The sequence below is a fragment of the Huintestinicola sp. genome, from assembly GCF_050874005.1.
Taxonomy (GTDB): Bacteria; Bacillota; Clostridia; order Oscillospirales; family Ruminococcaceae; genus Huintestinicola.
This window is the reverse complement of record NZ_JBNMJV010000006.1, coordinates 22,591-42,617: the sequence shown is the minus strand read 5'-3', so window position 1 is coordinate 42,617 and position 20,027 is coordinate 22,591. Positions and strand designations below refer to the sequence as shown.

Below are 20,027 nucleotides of genomic sequence, written 5' to 3'. Positions count from 1 at the left end.
TTCTGTAACGGGGAAAACATTTTCCCGTGGAAAGGAAGTATTACTAATGTTTAATCAGAACCAGAATAACAACCGTCAGCAGAATAATCAGCAGAACCAGCAGCAGAATCAGCAGAACCGTCAGCAGAACCAGCAGCAGAAAAATCAGCAGAATGGTCAGAACTGCAAGGACAACCGTTCCGAAAGATAAATGCTCTGATTTTCATCTCCATTCAATCAATGCGCTGTATTTCATTTTTATGAGATACGGCGCTTTGTTTTATGTTATTTTAGGAACATATATTTTGATTTTGATTATGAAATTATGCCAAATTTTGATTACAAATCGTTACACTATTTTTACTTTCAGCCGAAAGCCACGGTTTTTAGGGCAATTTTAACGAATTAACCCTTTTATCTTTTAATCTTATTATCTCATTGTCACGTTGACATTGAATGAGTTTTGTAGTATAATTTACAATGTATCATCAGAATGAAAAATATGCCCTGTACAATGGCATATAAAAATTTTTTCCCCGAAAGGAAGTCGGTTATGGAAGCAGACGGGAGTCGGTTTATTATTTCGGACGAGAAGGAGCTTATAATTGCTGCGGTCATCTGTGCCGTTCTTGTGGCGGTAAGGCTGTTTTACGGCTGCGCCGAGGCGGCGGCGGACGAACTTGGCGAGGGCAGGATAAAAAGCTTTGAAGATGAAAAGGACGGCAGGCATACACTTTTTTGCCTGTTTAAAAATCAGCGGAGATTTTTCGCTGTGTTTTCCGTTCACAAGCTTTTAAATTCCCTGCTTGTTGGAGCGATATTTGCTTTTTCCTTCGCAAAGCCCTTTTTTATCGGGGCAGGAAATGCAAATGCTCCTATGGTATGGCTCATAATTGCCCTGTGTTTTCTGATAGCGGCGCTTATACTGAGATTTTTCGGCAGCGACCTTCCGAGAATTCTTATGAGAGGCGATACCGCCGAGAAATTTGCGGCGTCCTCCGCAGGGGCTGTCAGAATTCTCTATTACCTGTTATCACCTATTACCGAGCTTTCGGCGGCGATTTCCTCTCTTTTCGGCAGAAACCAAGGCGATGAGGACGCTGTTACCGAGGAAGAGATACTGATGATGGTGGACGCAGGAAATGAAACGGGCGCTATCGAATCCTCCGAAAAGGAAATGATAAACAACGTTTTTGAGTTCCACGAGCTTACTGTAAGCGATGTTATGACCCACCGCACCGATATTGTGGCGGTGAGCGTGGACGCTGAGATCTCCGAGGTGGTCTATACTGCCATTAAAAGCGGTTTTTCACGTATCCCCGTTTACAGGGAAAGCGTTGACCACATCGAGGGTATGATACACGTTAAAGATCTGTTATGCCTTATAGGCACCGAGTCCTCTCAGGGAGTTACGGTCAGCAGATTTCTCAGAGACGCCGAATTTGTTCCCGAAAGCTGTATGTGCGACGATCTTTTTAAGATGTTCACCGAAAAAAAGCTGCAGATAGCTGTGGCTGTGGACGAATACGGCGGCACGGCAGGTCTTGTTACGATGGAGGATCTTGTGGAGTCCATTGTGGGCAGTATTCAGGACGAATACGACAACGAGACCGAGGATATCTCAAAAATATCCGATGATACTTACACGATAAAGGGTACTGCCGACCCTGCAGATGTTATGGAAGCTCTCGGTGAGCCACTTCCCGAGGACTGCCGTTATGACACTATGAGCGGCTTTATCACCGACCTTCTGGGACGTATCCCCGAGGACGGAGAAACCCCCTCAGTAAGCTACAAAAATATTGAATTTACCGTGCTGCTTACCGAGGATATGAGAATTGTCAGAATTAAAGCTGTAATAAAACACAAAGAAGATGAAAAGGAGTTACCTGAAGATGAAGACAACAAACAGTAAAAGAATTTCCGCTGCCATTGCCTGCGTTCTTTCCCTTACGCTGGTCGCATCGGGCTGTCAGAAAACTGCTGAGGACGGCAACGCTATCCCCGAGATAGAAACTACTGCCGCTCCCGAAACTGAGGCTGTTTCCGAGACTACAGTTCCCGAAACCACTACCGTTCCCGAGACTACTACCGAGGAGACAACCACTACAGAAGAAACCTCTGTTACAGAGGAGACCACAGAGACTTCCGAAACATCTGAGACCTCCGAGACCTCAGAGACTGCTCCGGAATGGTCCGAAACAGAGATATCGGGCACTATGTACGTTACCGAGAACTGCTATTCCAGAGAAAAGGCTATTATCGGCGCTACTCCCATTTCCCAGCATTATGTTGGCGACACCGTTGAGGTGACCGCTCTTACCGATACAGGCTACTACAAGATCGCCGAGGGCGGCTTTATCCACTCGGATTACCTTTCCGACGAAAAGCCTGCCGAAACTACTGTAGCTACAACTACTGCGGCTCCCGAGACTACGGCTGCTACAGAAGCAACTACAGCTGCTACTGAGAAAGACAACTCCAAAGACAACTCCGGAAATTCAGGTCCCGACGTTCCCGACAGCAGCTCCCCAAGCTTCGGTGACGCTATTGAGACACCGGGCTACAACATAAAGTCCTCCTCAAGATACGTTTACAAGCAGCTTTCTGCCGACGAGCAGACGCTTTACAACAGATTTGTAAATGCTGTAAAGACTCTTAACAGCGTTGTTGAAGTTCCTTCGGGACTTACATCGGAGCAGGTGGTAAAGGTTTACACCATCGTTTATGACTCAGAGCCTCAGCTTTTCTGGATGGGCAACACCATTTCCGCAGGTACTTCCTTTGCTACCCTGTCCTTTAAGACTACCGACAGAAACGAGATCAAGGCTATGCAGTCAGAGATCGACTCCGCTGCTTCCGCTATCCTTTCAAAGGCTAAAAATTACAGCGGAACTGTTTCAAAGCTCAAGGTGTTCTTTGACACCCTCGTTCTTCAGAACGAGTTCAATATGTCCGAATCCGGCTACAACTGCTCCATTTACAACGGTCTTACCGCTAAGGGCCCCGTTCAGTGCGCAGGCTATGCAAAGACTATGCAGTATCTCTGCGATCTGGCAGGTATCGAATCCTGCGTTGTAAGAGGCTCCGATAAGGACGGCAACTCTCACGCTTGGAACGTTGTTTACTGCGAAAATGGTTACTACAACATTGACGCAACCTGGGGCGATCCTATTAACAGCTTCGGCTCAAGCTATATCCAGTACGAGTTCTTCCTCGTTCCCGATTCCTGGATACATAACATCACCCACTACAACATAAGCACTCTGCTCAGAAGCAGCGGCTCTGTCAAGCTTTACGATCCTCCTGCCTGCACAAAGGAGGCCTGCAACTACTTCGCTGCTTACAACAAGCTTTATGACACCAAGGCTGACGCTGAGGCTGCTATGTATGCTGCAATCGATGACGCTATCGCAAACGGCAAACACGTTGCCGAGGTCAGAGTAACATCCAAGGACGTTTACGACACTCTTATGAGCGACGACTATTTCAAGACCTTCCAGAAGTACGCCAAGAGCAAGTCTTCCTCCGTTAAGCAGATACAGAGACAGCGCTCCTATACCGGCGGCGTTCAGGTTATCCACTACGATATCGTTTATAATTGATAAAGAAATATAAAGCGGCACGGTTTTGTCCGTCACGCCGATATCTGAAAGAAAGGAACATATTCAAAATGAAGAAAAGAATTTCCGCAGTTTGTGCGGCTCTCCTCCTCACAGCTTCTATGTTTTCAGGCTGCGGCAAGAAAACTGAGGACGCTACCACGGAGGAAACTACTATCAACATCATTCAGGACGGCACAGAAGCGCCTTCCGCAGATGGTCAGGACGGTTCATCTGCCGATGGCACAACAGGTTTTGTGGACCCCGGAGCTAATATTGATTTCGGCGGCGATCAGACCGCTCCCGAAATTGCCGAGACCGAAGGCACTCTCCCCGTTAATCACGAGGAGATCGTAAGTATGATCGAGGGCGGAGTCGTTACCGAAAAGAAGCCTGTTATCACCGAGTACAACGTGGATTACAAGACCCGTTACGGTTACAATACCTTGAACGATCAGGAAAAGGCTCTTTATGCCGATATCCTTGAGGCGGTCAAGTCCGTCAAGACTAAGGTAAAGGTGGACGACAGCGTTACCGACGAAATGTGGATAAAGGTTTACGGTTGTCTTTATATGCAGGAGCCTCAGCTTTTCTGGCTCACTTCCAAAAAAGTTGTAAAGGGCAGACTCTGGTACTGGGAAACTGACCCCGAGAAGATCGCTTCTATGCAGAAGGAGATCGACGCTAAGGTTTCCGAAGTTCTCGCTCAGGCTGAGGGCAAGGACACCTACGGCAAGCTCAAGGTATTCCACGACTACATCACTCTGAACAACAACTTCGTAAAGGAAGAGGGCTTTAATCAGACCATTTACGGCGGTTTTGTAAAGGGCACTATCCAGTGCGAGGGCTATGCCAAGACTATGCAGTATCTCTGTGATATGTCCGGTATCGAGTCTATGGTGATCGTGGGCAGCAACGAGGCTAATGACAGCCACGCCTGGAATGTTGTAAAGGTCGACGGCGACTGGTACAACATCGACTGCACCTGGGACGACCCCATTCTTTCCGAGGTGGACGAGACCAACGTAAGATACAGATACTTCCTTGTTCCCGACGAGTGGATACACAACAAGTCCCACTTCAACGTTAACAAGAAGATTTCCGGCACTCAGCTTACTTACTTCACTCCCCCTGCCTGCACCGCTACAAAGATGAATTACTTCAACGTTACAAATCAGGTCTACTCCGACAAGGCATCTGCTGAGTCCGCTTTGAAGGAAAAGCTCAAGTCCACAGCTGCAAGCAAAATGAGAGCCGCTGAGATACGTGTTTCCGACAAGAGCGTTTATGACGCAGTCACCGCCGGTCTCAAGGATTACGCAACCTGGATAAAGAACGAAAATTCCTCTGTAACTTCTGTGGCTTCTAACTGCGATCCCAACACTCTCGTTATCGAGCTTGATCTTATTTACTGATACTTTCCGGAGTTGGAATGAAAAATTTCAGTTTTATCCCGGCGCTGCTCCTTGCAGTGCCGGCAATTGCAATAATGACGGCAGGCTGTTCAAAGGTCGAAGAAATCTCCGATTATTCGGAGATTCCCGAGCCTGCGGACAGCCTGTCCGTAAATGAGCCTGCAAATACAGATGCTGACTTTGACGACAGCTGCTATATTTACAATCAGCTTTCCGATAAGGAAAAGGAGTATTACGATATTATCAGAGACGCTGCTCTTAACTTCGAGGACAAGGCTGTTTTTCCCGAGGCCCTCGACCCCGAGCTGCTGCGAAAGCTGTATATTTCCGTTTATTATCAGGAAGAAGAGCTTTTCTGGCTGTCCAGTATGTTCTATCGTCCTGCCTCCGAGTCGGACTCGCTAATACTTTCCTACAGATTTACCAAGGAAGAAAGTGCACAGCTCCAAGCTGAGATCGACGCTGAAACAGCAGATATTTTCAGTTCATTTGATGAGAACACCTCCGACTACGAAAAACTGAAATGCTTTCACGACCGGCTTGTTTTAAACTGTACTTTCTCTATGGATACCGATTATGCCAACACCATTTACGGCGCTCTCTGCGACGGGTACGCTCAATGCGAGGGCTATGCTTTCGCTTTTGATTATCTGTGCAGGCTGGCTGATATCGACTGCTTTACCGTTTCGGGCACAAACTCCGACGGGGCTCTTCACGCCTGGAACGTGGTGAAGCTTGACGGTATGTGGTACAATGTTGACTGCACCTGGGACGACCCTATTCTTGACCCTGTGGACGAAGATTTTGTCAGATATTACTATTTTCTGGCGGCTGACTCCGATATTTCGGGAGTCACCCATTTTCCCGACAACACCTATTACTCTTATCCGATATGCTCCTCAGATGAAAATTATTACAAACGTGAGGGGTATTACGCTTCCTCTGCCGACGAGGGCGTTACGCTTCTTGCCAATGCGGCGGCGGACGCTTTAAAATGCGGCAGTAAAAATGCCGCTGTGAGATTTTCCGATGAAAAAGCTTACAAGGACGCTGTTACCAAGCTTTTTGACTTCGGAGGTATCAAACAGGTTATTAAATTTGCAAACGACAGCTCTGACGTTAAGGTCACGGATAAAAAATATGTGCGCTATCTTAACGACGATGAGCTTATCATACACATCACAATGATCTACGAATAAATTTACGGAGAACAAGCAGAAGATGAAAAAATACAGATCATTTGCTTTCAGAGCCGCTGCTTTTGCGGCAGCGCTTCTTTATCTCACCGCCTGCGGAAACGAGGTGGAATATCCCGACGGGGCGGACAGCCTGCCTACGTATTCCGCTACAGGCACGGTCATGACTGTTTATGATACCTCTGAGCATACCACTCCCGAAATGACTACTGCATCTGCTCAGACTACTGTATCAGAAACGACCACCGTTCCCGACACGGAAACAGAAACACAGACAGAAACAGAAACTGTTCCCTCGGAGAGCGAGACCACCATATCGACAAGTCAGTCTCTTTCCCTTGAGGACGTTCCCGAGGTAGGCATTTCCGAGTATTACGAGAAGACCCAGACCACCCCTCCCCTGCCAACAACGACTTCCGCTCCGCCTCAGACAACGGTTCTGATCTCTGATACATCGACCGTTTCCGAAAGTGTTTCGGAAGATATTGTGACTGCACCCTCTGTATCAGGAGAGTTGAGCGTTACATCGTCTGCGGAGGCCGAAGCTTTTACGGCTGATGTATCGGGTCTTAATGTAAAGCTCACCGACGGACGGAAAAGCGAATATACGGGCAGGGAAATAATTTCCCACCCTTACAGCTACTACACCCTTGACGAGAAGCATAAAAAGCTTTATGACAAGCTTGTAAGCGCTATGCTGGAATGCGATGACAAGATACTTTTTGACAGCGGTGAGGATATAAGCTTTGAGGATCTTTTTGACACATATCAGCTCATTTACAACGATGAAAACAGGCTTTTCTACATTTCCCCCACCATTGAGTATGTTTCGGACAAGTCTACGGGATATATCAGAAGTATGAAGGTGAATTACACCTATTCCAAGGAAAATGTTCAGGCTATGCAGGCTGAGATCGACAAGGAAACCGATAAGATACTCTCTATGATAACCCCCGAGATGAACGATTATGACATAGTAAAGCTGTTCCACGACTATATTATTATTAACTGCACCTATGACTCCGAAGCTAAAAATCCCAACAACATTTATGGCACGCTTGTGGAAAAGGAAGCGCTTTGTCAGGGTTATTCGCAGAGCTTTACATATCTCTGCTCCCTGGCAGGCATTGACTCGTTTATCGTTTTAGGCGTGGCTAACGAGCCTCATATGTGGAACGTGGTCAAGATGGACGGAGATTATTATCACGTTGACCTGACCTGGGACGACCCCGACCGTGCAAAGTCTCCCGATTCCGTAAGGTACGACTATTTCGGGCTTACGGACGACAGGATAAGAGAACTGAGACAGTTTGACGACTATGATTACGAGATACCCGAAGCTAAGGGCACCAAATATCAGTATTATTACTACAATAATCTGGTTGCGGGCAGCCTTTCCGAGGCGAGGGCGCTCATCGAATCGGAAGTCCTGAAAGCGGCAGAGACTAAGGCTTCCACAATTCAGATACTCTGCGCCGACGATGATGTGTTTAAAGAAGTCACAGACGTATTTTTCGGCAACAGCCAGGACAATGTTATCGGTATCTTAGGCAGTATCAAGGACAAGGCTAAAAACCGCTTCAATACTGAGTCCATTTACCATAACAGCAACAGCAGCACAAGAACTGTTAAGATCTTTCTTGAATATCTTGACTGATAGGGAAGGGTATGGTTGAAATTATGCTTTGCGGCAGAGGTAAAAACAGAATATTTTGCGCTGCTGCGGCACTCTGCTTCCTTCTCACCGCTCTTTCGGGCTGTGAGCAAGAGGACGGCATTACCGTTATTTCCGACGGCACTACGGTAGAAATTACCGAGAGCGATGTTGCGGAGACCGGGAAATATGCCGAATCGGGGCTGTATATACCCGAAAATATGGTCACAAAGTATGCTTCTCTTGACTATGACGCACGTATGCAGGACGCTTATGACAGCGTTGTGGATACTATTATGAATTTTGAGCCGTCGGCTCATATGCCCCTTACGATCAGCGAGACCGATTATGTCAAGGTGCTTGAAACTGTCCGCTGCGAACAGCTTATGCTGTTTTATCTGCAGGACAGGACTCTTGGAGATTTTGACAATTTCACCCATTCCTACACCATTGATTTTACCTACAAATTTACGGTGGACGAAGTGAACTCTATGCTTAAAGAGACCGAGCAGGCGGCTATGGAGATCATTTCTCAGCTTGATGATGATATGTCCGATTATGAAAAGCTGAAATTTTTCCACGATTATCTGGTGCTTAACGTTGAAAGCGCTGTTGAAGGCGAATATGTGGACTCCATTTACGGCGCTCTGGTCAACAAACAAGCCCTCTGCGAAGGATATGCAAAGGCTTTTTCTTATCTGTGCAATTTAAGCGGCATTGAAAATATGATAGTTACGGGCTACACGGGCGTTGACCATATGTGGAATATGGTAAAGCTGAACGGCAGCTGGTATCACATCGACATCGGCTGGGACCAGCCTGCGGAGGCTCTGAAGGCTCAGTATCCCGATCTGATACTTTACCAGTATTTCCTTGTGGACGACGCTGTTATTCAGAACAACCGAAGCATTAACAATTATTTATGCGCTCCCCCCGACGCCGAGGCTGAGACGATGAACTATTTCGTTTACGAGGGCAAGTATGCTGCGGATTACGGGGAGGCTCTGAAAATTATCGAGGACTCCTGCAGAAGCTGCATTGATACGGGAGAAAAATATTTTATGCTGAAATTTGACTCCTCAAATCTTTGCCTGCAAACCATTTCTGACCTTATCAGACCCGACGGCAGCGGCGTTTCGGACATTGACAGGATAGTGGAACGGCTCAATTTCAAGGGGCAGATAAGCTACATTGATTATTACAAACAGTACCGCATACTGATATTTGTAGTCGAATAAAAAAGCATAGTCTGAGAATTTTTTCCTCAGACTATGCTTTATTTTTTTCATCAGACCTCTATTGTCTGCTTACTTCGGTTTTCACGGAGCATTGCTTCAAAATCTGCCTTGCAGACGGGCTTTGAGTAATAATATCCCTGAAGATAATCTGCACCCATTGTTCGGATAATATCGTCCACCGCTTTTGTTTCCACGCCCTCCACAACAACGCTGTTGTTCACCTTTCTGCACAGAAACAGCAGGGATTCGATTATGGCAAAATCCACGTGATGATATTCTCCGTTGCCAAGCTCTCTTACAAAGGTATGCTCTATCTTTATTTCGTCTGCGGGAAGCTTTTTCAAAAGCTCCATTGAAGCGTAGCCCGTTCCGAAATCGTCCAGAGCGATATGAAAGCCGTGGGAACGTATCTGTTCAAATATAACGGCAAGATTTTCGGGAGACTCCACATTACAGCTCTCGGTAAGCTCCAGCACCATATTATCGGGTGATACGCCGAATTCCTCGGCAGTCTTTACAAGTTCGTCCACGTATCCTTCCTCAAGGAACTGACGATAGGACACATTGAAATTGACCTTGAAATTGCCGAATTGCTCCTGCCATTCACGCTGCTGCTTCACAGACTCCCGCATTACCCATCTTCCCACCTGATTTATGCCCGAGTCCTCCTCGAGAATGGGAATAAATTCCATAGGTCCTGCGTTCTTGATATGCTCGCCCTTCCATCTGAGCAAAGCCTCGCAGCCAAGTATCCTTGTGCCCCTTGCGTCCACAAGAGGCTGAAAATACAGCTCAAAGCCTGCAAAGTCGTGGGTTATACTGTATTTCAGGTCTTCCTTGAGGGTCATTATACGCTGCTGCTTTTCAACGATTTCACCCGAATAGAACTCTATGCTGCCTTTGTTTATCTTCTTAACATAGGACAAGGCAAGCTCAAGGCGGTTCACGATCTCGTCCTTATCGGTCTTTTCGTCGCCGTAGAGCACAGCTCCCGCCGAGAAAGAAAGCTCGATCTTTTTTCCGTCCTTAGTTTCTATTGAACGGGTACAGTCTCTGATACTGTTAAATATGTCAACAGCCGACTTTTTATCCGCACCGGGAAGGAGAAGTATAAATTCGTCTCCGTTGAAGCGAAACGCCATTCTGCCGTCCCTGCACAATCCCTGCAGCCGCTTTGCAAGTGTGGTGAGAAGCTCGTCGCCGTAGTAATAGCCATATGTATTTATGATATTTCTGAACCTGTCGACACCAAGCAGCATAACTACTCCGCTGCCCCTGCTCAGATCCTGCTCGTAAAACTCGTATTTTGTGAGAAGTCCGGTAAGGGTATCATACTTGTTCTGCCTGTCAAGCCTTGTCATAATGCCTGCAAATGTATCAAGCTCGCCGTTTTGGTCACGGGTCATCGTGCCCTTACATTCAAGCCAGACGTATTTTCCAAAACGGTTTATGGCACGGTACTGACAGCTGTGATTTTCCTTCTCCCCTGCAAAAACTGCGGAAATATCCTTAAAATAGATCTCCTTATCCTCGGGGTGTATCTTTTCCCCCCAGACCTCTCCTGCATTCTTAAAATATTCTCCGGGGAGATCAAAGTAGGTTATTGCGTTAGGCGACCAGCGGGAAAGATCCTTTTTGACATCGCAGACGTAAATATAAACGTTGTCAGAAGCGTTGGCAAATGCTTCAAACAATGGATTATTCAAAACATCTTCCATAGTCATCCTCCTTTGCATTAAATTGCTGCTTATGTTTATTATTATATCAAAAATATATAGAATTGTCAATATTTTTTTGAAAACATTTGGCATTTTCAACAATCATAACTAATTTATAGTTGATAATTCGTTAAAAAATAACGTTTAGAAAGCGTTAAAATATGCTTCTCTCTCCGCATAAACGAAGAAAGAAGCATACTTACACATTATCCCTTTACCGCTCCTGCGATCACTCCCTCGATGATATACTTCTGACTGAACAGATAGAAGATGATTATGGGAAGTATGGCAAGCACAAGCATTGCCATAAAGCCGCCCCAGTTCACCGAACCGTATGCGCCCTGCATTGATATCTGTATGGCTACGGGCAGGGTCTTGTATCTGTTTCCGAGTATCAGATAGGGCAGAAGATAATCATTCCATATCCACATTGCGTTCAGTATCGCCACCGTTACCGCTGTGGGCTTTAAGATGGGGAATACTATGCTGAAAAATGTCCGAAGTGGCGTGCAGCCGTCTATTTCCGCTGCTTCCTCAAGCTCCTCGGGAATCGACTTTACAAAACCTCCCAGCATAAACACCGACAGTCCCGAGCCGAAGCCAAGATATACGGCGATTATCCCTATGGGATTATTGAGGTGAAGTCCCGACGCCACGTAGGTCATAGTGTACATCACCATCTGGAAGGGCACTATCATCGAAAAAAGGAAAAGCTTATAAATTATCCTGCTCAGCCTGCTTGTGTCACGCATAATATACCAGGCTGTCATTGAGCAGAGCAGGACAAGGGCAAAGACGCTGAAAACTGTTATAAAAACCGAACGGAGGAAGGCTCCCCCGATCCCTGCTGTGGTTATGCCTGTGATATAGTTGTCAAGACCTGCAAAGGTGTCCTTATCCGGCAGGCGGAAGGGTGCGCCCATAATGCTGAATTTGGTTTTAAAGGAGTTCATAAACACTATGGCAATGGGAAACAGAAATACCGCCGACAGAAGTATCATAAAGATAAAACCAATAGGATTTGTTCTTTCTTTCACCGTTCTTTCGCCGCCTTTCCTTCGATAAGTCTTAACTGGATAAAGGCTATTGTCGCCGCTATAATGAAGAATATGACTGCCTTTGCCTGTCCTGCGCCCTGCCAGCCGGGTCTGCCGTAGAAGGTGTTATAGATATCAAGGGCAAGCATTGCGGTCTCCTTTCCGGGAGCGCCTGCAGTAAGGGCAAGGTTCTGGTCAAAGAGCTTGAATGAATTTGTGAGGGTCAGGAAGGTGCATATGGTCACGGAGGGCATTACCATTGGTATGGTTATGCGCCAGACTATCTGTCCCTTTGCAGCACCGTCAATTTCCGCCGCTTCGGTTATATCTCTCGGGATATTCTGAAGTCCTGCGATATAAATGACCATCATATAGCCGATAAGCTGCCAGTTTGTGAGGATAACAAGTCCCCAGAAGCCGTATGCTGCCTTGTAGGTGATGTCTGTGCCGAAGAAGCCTAAAACGCCGTTTATTATAAGGTTCCAGATATATCCCAGGACTATGCCGCCGATGAGGTTTGGCATAAAGAATATGGTTCGGAATACATTGGTGCCACGAAGTCCTTTTGTAAGGGCAAGGGCGAGGAGAAAGGCGAAGATATTCACCGTTATGACCGACACTACAGTGAATTTTACTGTGAACCACAATGCGTTTGTAAAGCTGCTGTCAGAAAAAATCCGCCTGTAGTTTTCAAGTCCCGTCCAGCTTGAATTCGCCACGGTGGTGAATTTGCAGAAGGAGAGGTAAATCCCCATTGCAAAGGGTATGAGAAAGGATATGGTGAATGCTGCAAGGGTGGGCAGGACAAACAGGGGGAAATAGGGATGCAGTTTTCTTTTCATAGTTACAGCATAGAGCTTTCGGTCTCCCAGGAGCTTCTTACTGTTTCGGTGACATAGTTCCAGTCACGGCTGCCCTGGGCGTACTGTAAGAGTGCGGCGCCGAAATCGTTCTTGAAGGTCTGGCCGGGGAATACGGTAAAGCTCCAGGGGATAGTTTCTGCGTTTTCCTTGTCCATCCAGCGAAGCACCTCTCTGCTCAGGGGGTCGGCAGGCTTTTCCGTATCGGTGAAGGTATCAAAGGGGGCAATGAAGCCAAGCTTATTTACCACCATATCCTTGCCTGTTTCCGAGGAATAGAGCCAGAAAAGGAAGTCCTTTGCCGCCTGCTGTTCCTCGGGCTTTGCGGCGCTGTTTATGCAGAGGAAGTTTTCCGTTCCTATGCAGAGTCCCTGATTTTCCTCGCCCTCGAGTCCCATATAAATTGGCATCATACGGATATTTTCCTCGGAAACGGTATTGCCCGGGACAGAGCTTATCTGTGACCACGCCCAGCTGCCATTCTGGACCATTGCACACTCGCCAAGGGCAAATTCTGCCATTGACTCGTCTGTTATTTTGGAGCCAAGCATTTTTCTGTCAAGGGTGGAGTTATTCAGATAAAGGTCGAAGATATTGCGGTAGTTTTCGCCGTAGGCAAAGTTAAGAGTTTTAACGCCTTCCCCTGTCAGGTCGATCTTATTATCCGTAAATTCACGGTGTATGGGGATATTTGCAAGGTGGGTAGTCCAGCGCCAGTCGTCTCCCGATTTGAGCGATGTGGCGGCGAAAACGCCCTTTATGCCCAGTTCCTTTGCATTTGCCTGCATATCTTCAACAAGGCTTTTCAGCTCCTCATAGGAGTTTACCTCGTCCATTGATACGAAGTCAGTTTTACGGTTTTCAAGGGCGAAATAACGCCGGATTATTTCATCGTTGTAGATGATGCCATAGCCCTCAACGGCATAGGGAATGCCGTATGCCATACCGTTTGCGGAGACTGCCGCAGATTTGTCGATAAGGTGGTTATAGATATCGCTGTCGGTCATATCAAGGCAGTAGTCACGCCAGTTTGCATAGCCTCGGGGCCCGTTTATCTGGAAAATAACGGGGGCTTCGGGGGTGGACATCTTTGCGCTGAGAGTCTGCTCATAGGTATTGTTTGCGGCGGTCTCAACGATCAGGGTATTGCCCGTTTCGTCTTTATACGCCCGTGCAATTTCCTCGTAGACTGGTGCGGCTTCAGGCTTGAAGTTTAAAAATCTGACGGTGACATTTTTTGCCGCCGCCTGTGCGTTCTGTCCCTCCTGAACGGTGCCCTGCTCGTTATTGTTCTTTTTTCCGCAGGCGGTGAGGGAGGTCATTATGCTCATTGCCGCTATGCAGGATATTATTTTTCTGTAGCTTTTCATCAGCTTCTCTTCCTTTCAGAAATTGCTTTATACGCAATTTGCTTTTGGAAATAGTATTTATTTTTATATTGCTGTTATTCAGAAAAAAGCTTTTGTTATGGCGGGTAATTTTCGGTAAATTTTAAATATCGGGGGCGGTATTGACTTTGGGGGCGGGGATATGTATAATTAGGTATAGTGAGGTGGGATTTGATGAAAGCTTATATTTTTGCATTGGGTGATGATTATGATGTTGTTATTGAAGAGGAGCGTATTATTTAATGTGAGGTATACAGATTGATGATCAGAAAGTATATTTCATCGGACTGTGAGCAGATTGCAAGGCTGTTTTATGAAACTGTTCATTCCGTTAATGCAAAGGATTATACGCCCGAGCAGCTTGATGTATGGGCAACGGGCAATGTTGATATACGGGAATGGGACAGGTCTTTTTGTGAGCATTATACTGTGGTGTGCGCTGAGGGCGAGCTTATTCTGGGTTTCGGGGATATTGACAAAACGGGGTATCTTGACAGGCTTTATGTTCACAAGGACTATCAGCGGCGCAGAATAGCTTCCGCTTTGTGTGACGAGCTTGAAAAGGCTGTGAATGTTCCCGTTATCACGACCCACGCTTCAATTACGGCGAAGGGATTTTTTGAAAAGAGAGGTTATAATGCGGTCAGGGAACAGCAGGTCATAAGAAGCGGCATTGCGCTGACTAATTTTATTATGGTCAAAAAAATATAATTACCGTCAGACAAAAAATGACCCGTGAGAAATAATTCTCCCGGGTCATATAATTATTTGTGAAAAACGTTTTACTGAGCGTTCAGCTTTCCCCTGCCGATGAGCCAGCCGAAAAGACAGCCGCAGCCTCCGCCGATGATATGCGCCATCTGAGAGATATTGTCCTGTGCGAATATGCCGTTGATTATTTCTGTTCCCAGATACAGCACCGCCACAAATATAAGAGTGAGGGGTATCTCGCCGCTTCTGCTGTTGGCAAATGAGCTGAGGAGTATCATCATAAACGCAACGCCGCTGGCGCCCAGCAGAGCAACGTGGGGGAAAAAGATAACGTTTATCAGTCCCGTAACAAGAGCGGTGAAGGCTATCATTACAAGCAGCCTTTTGCCGCCGTATTTCTCCTCAAGCATTGGTCCCACAAGGAGGATTATGGTGAAATTACCCATAAAATGGCTTAGGTCGGCGTGGCCGAGCACGTGGGTGAAAAGCCTTACGTAAAACAAGGGGTCGGCAAGGGAACTTTTATACACCGAGAAAAGCAGTCCCGTTGAGCCTCCGCCTGTGATCATTCCAAGAATGACCGCCGCCAGGGACAGCAGAGTGAAGGTGAGGATAACGGGAGAGTTATAGGTTACCTTGGGCAGCTTCATATTATCGTCCTTTCTTATATGTACAAAAAAGCCGTTTTTACTTTTCGGTAAAAACGGCTCCTGACTTTTGTGCAAATCACTCGGCAGCGTAAACGCTTACCTTCTTGCGATCCTTGCCCACACGCTCGAACTTAACTGTTCCGTCGATAACAGCGAAAATTGTGTCATCGGAACCAATTCCAACGCCTGCGCCGGGATGAATGTGTGTACCTCTCTGACGAACGATGATGTTGCCGGAAGTTACAAACTGACCGTCAGCTCTCTTAACGCCAAGTCTCTTGGACTCGGAGTCACGTCCGTTCTTAGTGGAACCCATACCTTTTTTATGAGCAAAAAACTGCATAGAAATTCTGATCATTGCGGTATCCTCCCTTTCAATTTAATGGATATCGTCACTTGACGATGATCTGTATGCTGCGGGGATATTCCTCGGATATGAAGCCAAGATGAGCCTTAAAAGACTCAAGAAGCTTTTCCGAATATCCGCAGCCTTCGTTTTTCAGCCTGAGTGTCAGCGTGTTTTCCAGAACCCGCACCTCTGCCTCGTCTCCGAAAAAATCGGTGATAGTGTTGCAGGTAAGCTCGGCAGCAGAGGAGACCGCAGCACAAGCAACATCATTGCCCGCTGTTCCGCAGCCTGCGTGACCCGTCAGGGAAAAACCCGATAAGCGGCTGTTTTCGGTATAAAAAACAGCTTTTATCATGCCTTGATAGCGTCGATTCTTACCTTAGTGTAGGGCTGTCTGTGACCCTGCTTCTTGTGAGAAGAGCCCTTCTTAGGCTTGTAGGTGAAAACGGTGATCTTCTTGGACTTACCGTTCTTGATGACCTTAGCCTCAACTGCTGCGCCTGCTACGTAGGGTGCGCCTACGGTGAGGGAGCTGTCGTTGTTTACGGCGATCACCTTGTCAAAGGTTACAGTATCGTCAGCGTTTGCCTCGAGCTTCTCGATGAAGATCTCATCGCCCTCCTTGACCTGATACTGCTTTCCGCCTGTTTCGATAATAGCGTACATTTTCGGCACCTGCCTTTTCCTTAAAACTCGCTGTACAGGCGGATATCTCCGTTTATGCGGAATATCGCTTGTCTGCCCGTTCCATGCGGCAGAATTTATTATATCACATTCTTTTCCTTTTGTCAAGGCTTTTTTCAATATTTTTCGTGATTTACGATGATTTTACGAATGATACGGAAATTTGTCTATTAGTGATATTTATTGTGAAAGAATTATATTTTATAACGACATTTAAACGCAAACTTCTCAAACAAACCGGTCAGCTTTTCATCAAGCTTTTTTCGGCTGTTGGGCTTTTTCAGCTCCATCACGCAGTCAAGGGTGTCGGGCGAGATGCTGTCTTCCGTCATTTCAAGATATGTAAGATATGCAATACGATGAATTTTTTTATTCTTCATTTCTGCACGATATCCGAACATACCATACTCAACTTTTTCAAAAGTGTAAACTTCTGCTTTGCCGTATTGCTTTTCCCACGCCTTTAAAATATTTTCCTCGGTTATTTCTCCGTTAAGTTCGGCAGCCATTCCGATATAGAATGCCGCAGAGGCTTCATCGGAATTCTCTCTCGGAAGATACATATATGCCTGATACATTTCACATACTCCGTAATCATCGTTATCGGTAAAATGCTTGTCACGGGGTGCCGATACTGTCAATTCACTTCCGTTTGCAAGTTCAATATTTTTTTCGGGATATGGATTGCCTATTGCTTTATCGATAAGTTTTCTGCTTCGCTCCAAAGCTTCCATTACCATTTTTCCAAGCTTGTCGGGATTGGGGTAATCGGTGAATTCAAGAGGTGTATCGAAAGTAATTGTACACGTTTCTCCTGTCGATTTGGTATAGTATGTATACTTGTGTCTACCGTCGTAGCAGCCAAGCTTAAATGAATAACTATCAGTTAGGATATCATACTCAATAATGCATTTATCATAGTTTATATCAACATCATTCCAATTTTTTGCTTCTAAAAAAACGAGCTGATTACAGGTCTTTTCGGAAAGAAATTCTCCTCTACATTCAGAAAGCATATTTTCATATTCGGATATTGTATAGTCTCCTATTTTATGGAATCTGTCCAGATGTTTTATTACTGTTAATCCGATCTCATTCTCGGTAGTAAAACTAATCTTATCAAATTCATAGAATGTATGCTCTCTGTATCCCGTGTTCTTGACGACTTCATAAGCCAAAAGAAAAAATAATGTGCTATTTTTTCTGTATATTACTATGGGATCACGTTCAGTAAAATAATCGGGCTTCAATTTAAACTTCATAGAACTGTACTCCTTTAAACTATTTATGTGTCACTATCGTAAATTTGGCTGATTGCAGTTATGAGTTGTAAAATGTAACAAAAGTTCTACATTATTTTTGGAACATTTTTTCTGATAATTGCCATTGCAAAATGTTTGTTTTGGGTGTATAATATAAAAAAGAGAACATTTAATTCGTTTGAAAGGGTGATAGCTATGACGCACAGAACATACATTGCAATTGACCTGAAATCCTTCTATGCCTCGGTGGAGTGCGTCGAAAGAGGGCTTGACCCCCTGACCGCAAATCTTGTGGTTGCCGATGTGAGCCGCACGGAAAAGACCATCTGTCTTGCGGTATCACCCTCTCTTAAAAAATACGGCATACCCGGCAGGGCAAGACTTTTTGAGGTCACAGAGGCGGTGAGGCAGGTGAATTTTCAGAGAAGAGCCAATGCTCCGGGGCACACTTTTACGGGAAAATCAAGCGACGCAAGGGCACTTGAAAGCGACCCGTCCCTTGAGCTTGATTTCATTGCCGCTCCTCCTCAGATGGCTCTATATATGGACGTGAGCACGAAAATTTACGGGATATATCTGAAATACATCGCTCCCGAGGATATGCACGTTTATTCCATTGACGAGGTTTTTATGGACGTTACCGATTATCTGGGGACTTACAGAATGACCGCCCGTGAGCTTGCGGCAATGATAATAAAAGATGTTCTTGACACTACGGGCATTACCGCCACCGCCGGGATAGGCACAAATCTGTATCTGTGCAAGGTGGCTATGGATATTGTGGCAAAGCACATTCCTGCCGATGAAAACGGGGTGCGGATAGCAGAGCTTGACGAGATATCCTACCGAAAGCTTTTGTGGGATCATCGCCCGCTGACGGATTTCTGGCGTGTGGGTCCCGGCATTTCAAAGAAGCTGGAGCATTATTATATCCGTACAATGGGCGATATTGCGAGATATTCCTTAGAGAATGAAGACCTTCTTTACAGACTTTTCGGCAAGAACACCGAGCTGCTCATTGACCACGCCTGGGGATATGAGCCATGCACCATTGCGGATATCAAGGCATACAAGCCCTCTGCAAAGAGCATATCCTCGGGGCAGGTGCTGCAGTCCCCTCATGACTATGAGCAGACAAGGCTCATTATAAAAGAAATGGCGGATATGCTGGCTCTCGACCTTGTGGAAAAGCGTCTTGCCGCAGATCAGATAGGTCTTATGATTGGCTATGACACGCAAAATCTCAGGGACAGCGGCATAAGTCAGAGCTACAAGGGCGAGGTAAAGACCGACCATTACGGCAGAAAAGTTCCCAAGGGTGTGAACAGCACCATAAATCTTGACCGCTACACCTCGTCGGCACGGCTCATTACCGATGCGGCAATGAAGCTTTTTGACAGGATAACGGACAAGAACCTGCTTGTACGCAGGATAACCATCAGCGCAAACAAGGTCATAAACGAGGACGATATACCATATGAACAGGCGGCGGAGCAGCTTGACCTTTTCACCGATCATTTTGCATTGTCCGAGCAGAGGGAACGTGAGGACAAGGCGCTTATGCGTGAGAAAAATATGCAGACTGCCATTCTTGCCATAAAAAACAGGTACGGTAAAAATGCCATTGTGAAGGGTATGAATTTGCAGGCGGGCGCAACAGCTATGGAGCGCAACAGGCAGATAGGCGGTCACAGGGCGTAAATTGCGGAGGAATAAGTTTGAAAATCAAAAATTTTCAAACTTACGAGTTTTGTTTCTTAGTCCAAAGACTAAGATTTGGCTGTCGCCTCGATTTGCTGACGCAAAACACAAAACTCTCAGGAAAGGAATGGTCATAAAAATGAGTCTGTATAACAATAACCACAAATATGATGATATGCTTACACTCCCCCGTCCCCTGTCCGAGAAGCATACCCCTATGCCCAGACTCGACAGGGCGGCGCAGTTTTCGTCCTTTGCCGCTCTTACGGGATATGACGAGGCGGTAAGCGAGACCGGACGGCTTACGGACAGCCGCATTGAGCTTGACGAGGACAGAGCCTCTGAGCTTAACGACAAGCTGAACATTTTACGGGATAATCTTTATGAGCGTCCCGAGATTGCGGTGACATATTTTGTTCCCGACAGCAAAAAATCGGGCGGAAAATATGTGACGTTCAAAGGCAATGCACGGGCTATTGACGAGTTTGACAGAACTATCATTTTCACAAAAGGAAGCCGCATCCCTCTTGATGATATTTTTTCGCTGGGCGGAGATATTTACAAGGGGCTTGCTTACTAAGAT

At 46.2% G+C, this 20,027-nt stretch carries 19 protein-coding genes; 10 read left to right on the top strand and 9 right to left on the bottom strand.

The window, feature by feature from the left end:
* The first annotated feature begins 46 nt into the window (after positions 1-46).
* The 7 genes from ACR0QN_RS03500 to ACR0QN_RS03470 all read left to right on the top strand — a co-directional run bounded on the left by ACR0QN_RS03500 (position 47) and on the right by ACR0QN_RS03470 (position 9,084).
* Entirely contained in the window at positions 47-190 is a 144-nt protein-coding gene (locus ACR0QN_RS03500; RefSeq protein WP_432649809.1) for a hypothetical protein, read from the top strand.
* 342 nt (positions 191-532) lie between these two features.
* Positions 533-1,894: a hemolysin family protein gene (locus tag ACR0QN_RS03495; protein WP_432649808.1), complete on the top strand. Its 1,362-nt coding sequence runs from the start codon at positions 533-535 to the stop codon at positions 1,892-1,894.
* A complete protein-coding gene (locus ACR0QN_RS03490) occupies positions 1,875-3,584 on the top strand; it encodes a transglutaminase domain-containing protein (protein WP_432649807.1) in 1,710 nt (569 codons plus the stop codon). Before ACR0QN_RS03495 ends, ACR0QN_RS03490 begins: the two co-directional genes overlap by 20 nt.
* 68 nt (positions 3,585-3,652) lie before the next feature.
* A complete protein-coding gene (locus tag ACR0QN_RS03485; protein ID WP_432649806.1) occupies positions 3,653-4,996 on the top strand; it encodes a transglutaminase domain-containing protein in 1,344 nt (447 codons plus the stop codon).
* A gap of 74 nt (positions 4,997-5,070) precedes the next feature.
* Positions 5,071-6,195 (top strand): transglutaminase domain-containing protein, encoded by a 1,125-nt coding sequence (locus tag ACR0QN_RS03480; RefSeq protein ID WP_432649805.1) that lies wholly within the window; start codon positions 5,071-5,073, stop codon positions 6,193-6,195.
* Between the two features lie 22 nt (positions 6,196-6,217).
* A complete protein-coding gene (locus tag ACR0QN_RS03475) occupies positions 6,218-7,849 on the top strand; it encodes a transglutaminase domain-containing protein (RefSeq protein WP_432649804.1) in 1,632 nt (543 codons plus the stop codon).
* 11 nt (positions 7,850-7,860) lie between these two features.
* Positions 7,861-9,084, top strand: coding sequence for a transglutaminase domain-containing protein (locus ACR0QN_RS03470; RefSeq protein WP_432649803.1), 1,224 nt, complete (start codon positions 7,861-7,863; stop codon positions 9,082-9,084).
* A 50-nt stretch (positions 9,085-9,134) separates the two neighbouring features.
* Here ACR0QN_RS03470 and ACR0QN_RS03465 read toward each other — a convergent pair whose 3' ends face one another.
* The 4 genes from ACR0QN_RS03465 to ACR0QN_RS03450 form a co-directional block, all read right to left on the bottom strand.
* Positions 9,135-10,802: a bifunctional diguanylate cyclase/phosphodiesterase gene (locus ACR0QN_RS03465; RefSeq protein ID WP_432649802.1), complete on the bottom strand. Its 1,668-nt coding sequence runs from the start codon at positions 10,800-10,802 to the stop codon at positions 9,135-9,137.
* Between the two features lie 206 nt (positions 10,803-11,008).
* Positions 11,009-11,839: a carbohydrate ABC transporter permease gene (locus tag ACR0QN_RS03460; protein WP_432649801.1), complete on the bottom strand. Its 831-nt coding sequence runs from the start codon at positions 11,837-11,839 to the stop codon at positions 11,009-11,011.
* Positions 11,836-12,681, bottom strand: a complete 846-nt coding sequence (locus ACR0QN_RS03455; RefSeq protein ID WP_432649800.1) for a carbohydrate ABC transporter permease — start codon at positions 12,679-12,681, stop codon at positions 11,836-11,838. The genes ACR0QN_RS03460 and ACR0QN_RS03455 overlap by 4 nt, the downstream gene beginning before the upstream one ends.
* Positions 12,682-12,683: 2 nt before the next feature.
* Positions 12,684-14,069 (bottom strand): ABC transporter substrate-binding protein, encoded by a 1,386-nt coding sequence (locus ACR0QN_RS03450; protein ID WP_432649799.1) that lies wholly within the window; start codon positions 14,067-14,069, stop codon positions 12,684-12,686.
* Positions 14,070-14,345: 276 nt separating this feature from the next.
* Here ACR0QN_RS03450 and ACR0QN_RS03445 point away from each other — a divergent pair, with 276 nt between their 5' ends.
* Positions 14,346-14,798, top strand: coding sequence for a GNAT family N-acetyltransferase (locus tag ACR0QN_RS03445; RefSeq protein WP_432649798.1), 453 nt, complete (start codon positions 14,346-14,348; stop codon positions 14,796-14,798).
* A 71-nt stretch (positions 14,799-14,869) separates the two neighbouring features.
* Here the strand turns inward: ACR0QN_RS03445 and ACR0QN_RS03440 are convergent, their stop codons facing one another.
* From ACR0QN_RS03440 to ACR0QN_RS03420, 5 genes are all read right to left on the bottom strand, one after another.
* Positions 14,870-15,448 (bottom strand): rhomboid family intramembrane serine protease, encoded by a 579-nt coding sequence (locus ACR0QN_RS03440; RefSeq protein WP_432649797.1) that lies wholly within the window; start codon positions 15,446-15,448, stop codon positions 14,870-14,872.
* Positions 15,449-15,524: 76 nt separating this feature from the next.
* Positions 15,525-15,806 carry a 50S ribosomal protein L27 gene (gene rpmA / locus ACR0QN_RS03435; protein WP_178724439.1) on the bottom strand — a complete coding sequence of 94 codons (282 nt, stop codon included), beginning with the start codon at positions 15,804-15,806 and terminating at the stop codon, positions 15,525-15,527.
* 34 nt (positions 15,807-15,840) lie between these two features.
* A complete protein-coding gene (locus ACR0QN_RS03430; protein ID WP_432649796.1) occupies positions 15,841-16,152 on the bottom strand; it encodes a ribosomal-processing cysteine protease Prp in 312 nt (103 codons plus the stop codon).
* A complete protein-coding gene (gene rplU / locus ACR0QN_RS03425) occupies positions 16,149-16,463 on the bottom strand; it encodes a 50S ribosomal protein L21 (protein ID WP_432649795.1) in 315 nt (104 codons plus the stop codon). Before rplU ends, ACR0QN_RS03430 begins: the two co-directional genes overlap by 4 nt.
* A 212-nt stretch (positions 16,464-16,675) precedes the next feature.
* Complete coding sequence (locus tag ACR0QN_RS03420; RefSeq protein ID WP_432649794.1) at positions 16,676-17,659, bottom strand: hypothetical protein; 984 nt, start codon at positions 17,657-17,659, stop codon at positions 16,676-16,678.
* 279 nt (positions 17,660-17,938) lie between these two features.
* On the opposite strand from ACR0QN_RS03420, the gene ACR0QN_RS03415 reads away from it, so the two are divergent.
* Both ACR0QN_RS03415 and ACR0QN_RS03410 read left to right on the top strand, forming a co-directional pair.
* Positions 17,939-19,444 (top strand): DNA methylase, encoded by a 1,506-nt coding sequence (locus ACR0QN_RS03415; RefSeq protein WP_432649793.1) that lies wholly within the window; start codon positions 17,939-17,941, stop codon positions 19,442-19,444.
* Positions 19,445-19,583: 139 nt separating this feature from the next.
* Positions 19,584-20,024 (top strand): hypothetical protein, encoded by a 441-nt coding sequence (locus ACR0QN_RS03410; RefSeq protein ID WP_432649792.1) that lies wholly within the window; start codon positions 19,584-19,586, stop codon positions 20,022-20,024.
* The last annotated feature ends 3 nt before the right edge of the window (positions 20,025-20,027 follow it).

What these genes read in the sequence shown, in the direction of transcription:
- ACR0QN_RS03495 (WP_432649808.1), top strand. Translation starts at nt 533, where the DNA reads ATGGAAGCAGACGGGAGTCGGTTTATTATTTCGGACGAGAAGGAGCTT.
- ACR0QN_RS03475 (WP_432649804.1), top strand. Translation starts at nt 6,218, where the DNA reads ATGAAAAAATACAGATCATTTGCTTTCAGAGCCGCTGCTTTTGCGGCA.
- ACR0QN_RS03450 (WP_432649799.1), bottom strand. Translation starts at nt 14,069, where the DNA reads ATGAAAAGCTACAGAAAAATAATATCCTGCATAGCGGCAATGAGCATA.
- ACR0QN_RS03415 (WP_432649793.1), top strand. Translation starts at nt 17,939, where the DNA reads ATGACGCACAGAACATACATTGCAATTGACCTGAAATCCTTCTATGCC.
- ACR0QN_RS03490 (WP_432649807.1), top strand. Translation starts at nt 1,875, where the DNA reads ATGAAGACAACAAACAGTAAAAGAATTTCCGCTGCCATTGCCTGCGTT.
- ACR0QN_RS03485 (WP_432649806.1), top strand. Translation starts at nt 3,653, where the DNA reads ATGAAGAAAAGAATTTCCGCAGTTTGTGCGGCTCTCCTCCTCACAGCT.
- ACR0QN_RS03500 (WP_432649809.1), top strand. Translation starts at nt 47, where the DNA reads ATGTTTAATCAGAACCAGAATAACAACCGTCAGCAGAATAATCAGCAG.
- rplU (WP_432649795.1), bottom strand. Translation starts at nt 16,463, where the DNA reads ATGTACGCTATTATCGAAACAGGCGGAAAGCAGTATCAGGTCAAGGAG.
- rpmA (WP_178724439.1), bottom strand. Translation starts at nt 15,806, where the DNA reads ATGATCAGAATTTCTATGCAGTTTTTTGCTCATAAAAAAGGTATGGGT.
- ACR0QN_RS03455 (WP_432649800.1), bottom strand. Translation starts at nt 12,681, where the DNA reads ATGAAAAGAAAACTGCATCCCTATTTCCCCCTGTTTGTCCTGCCCACC.
- ACR0QN_RS03410 (WP_432649792.1), top strand. Translation starts at nt 19,584, where the DNA reads ATGAGTCTGTATAACAATAACCACAAATATGATGATATGCTTACACTC.
- ACR0QN_RS03480 (WP_432649805.1), top strand. Translation starts at nt 5,071, where the DNA reads ATGACGGCAGGCTGTTCAAAGGTCGAAGAAATCTCCGATTATTCGGAG.
- ACR0QN_RS03470 (WP_432649803.1), top strand. Translation starts at nt 7,861, where the DNA reads ATGGTTGAAATTATGCTTTGCGGCAGAGGTAAAAACAGAATATTTTGC.
- ACR0QN_RS03440 (WP_432649797.1), bottom strand. Translation starts at nt 15,448, where the DNA reads ATGAAGCTGCCCAAGGTAACCTATAACTCTCCCGTTATCCTCACCTTC.
- ACR0QN_RS03430 (WP_432649796.1), bottom strand. Translation starts at nt 16,152, where the DNA reads ATGATAAAAGCTGTTTTTTATACCGAAAACAGCCGCTTATCGGGTTTT.
- ACR0QN_RS03465 (WP_432649802.1), bottom strand. Translation starts at nt 10,802, where the DNA reads ATGGAAGATGTTTTGAATAATCCATTGTTTGAAGCATTTGCCAACGCT.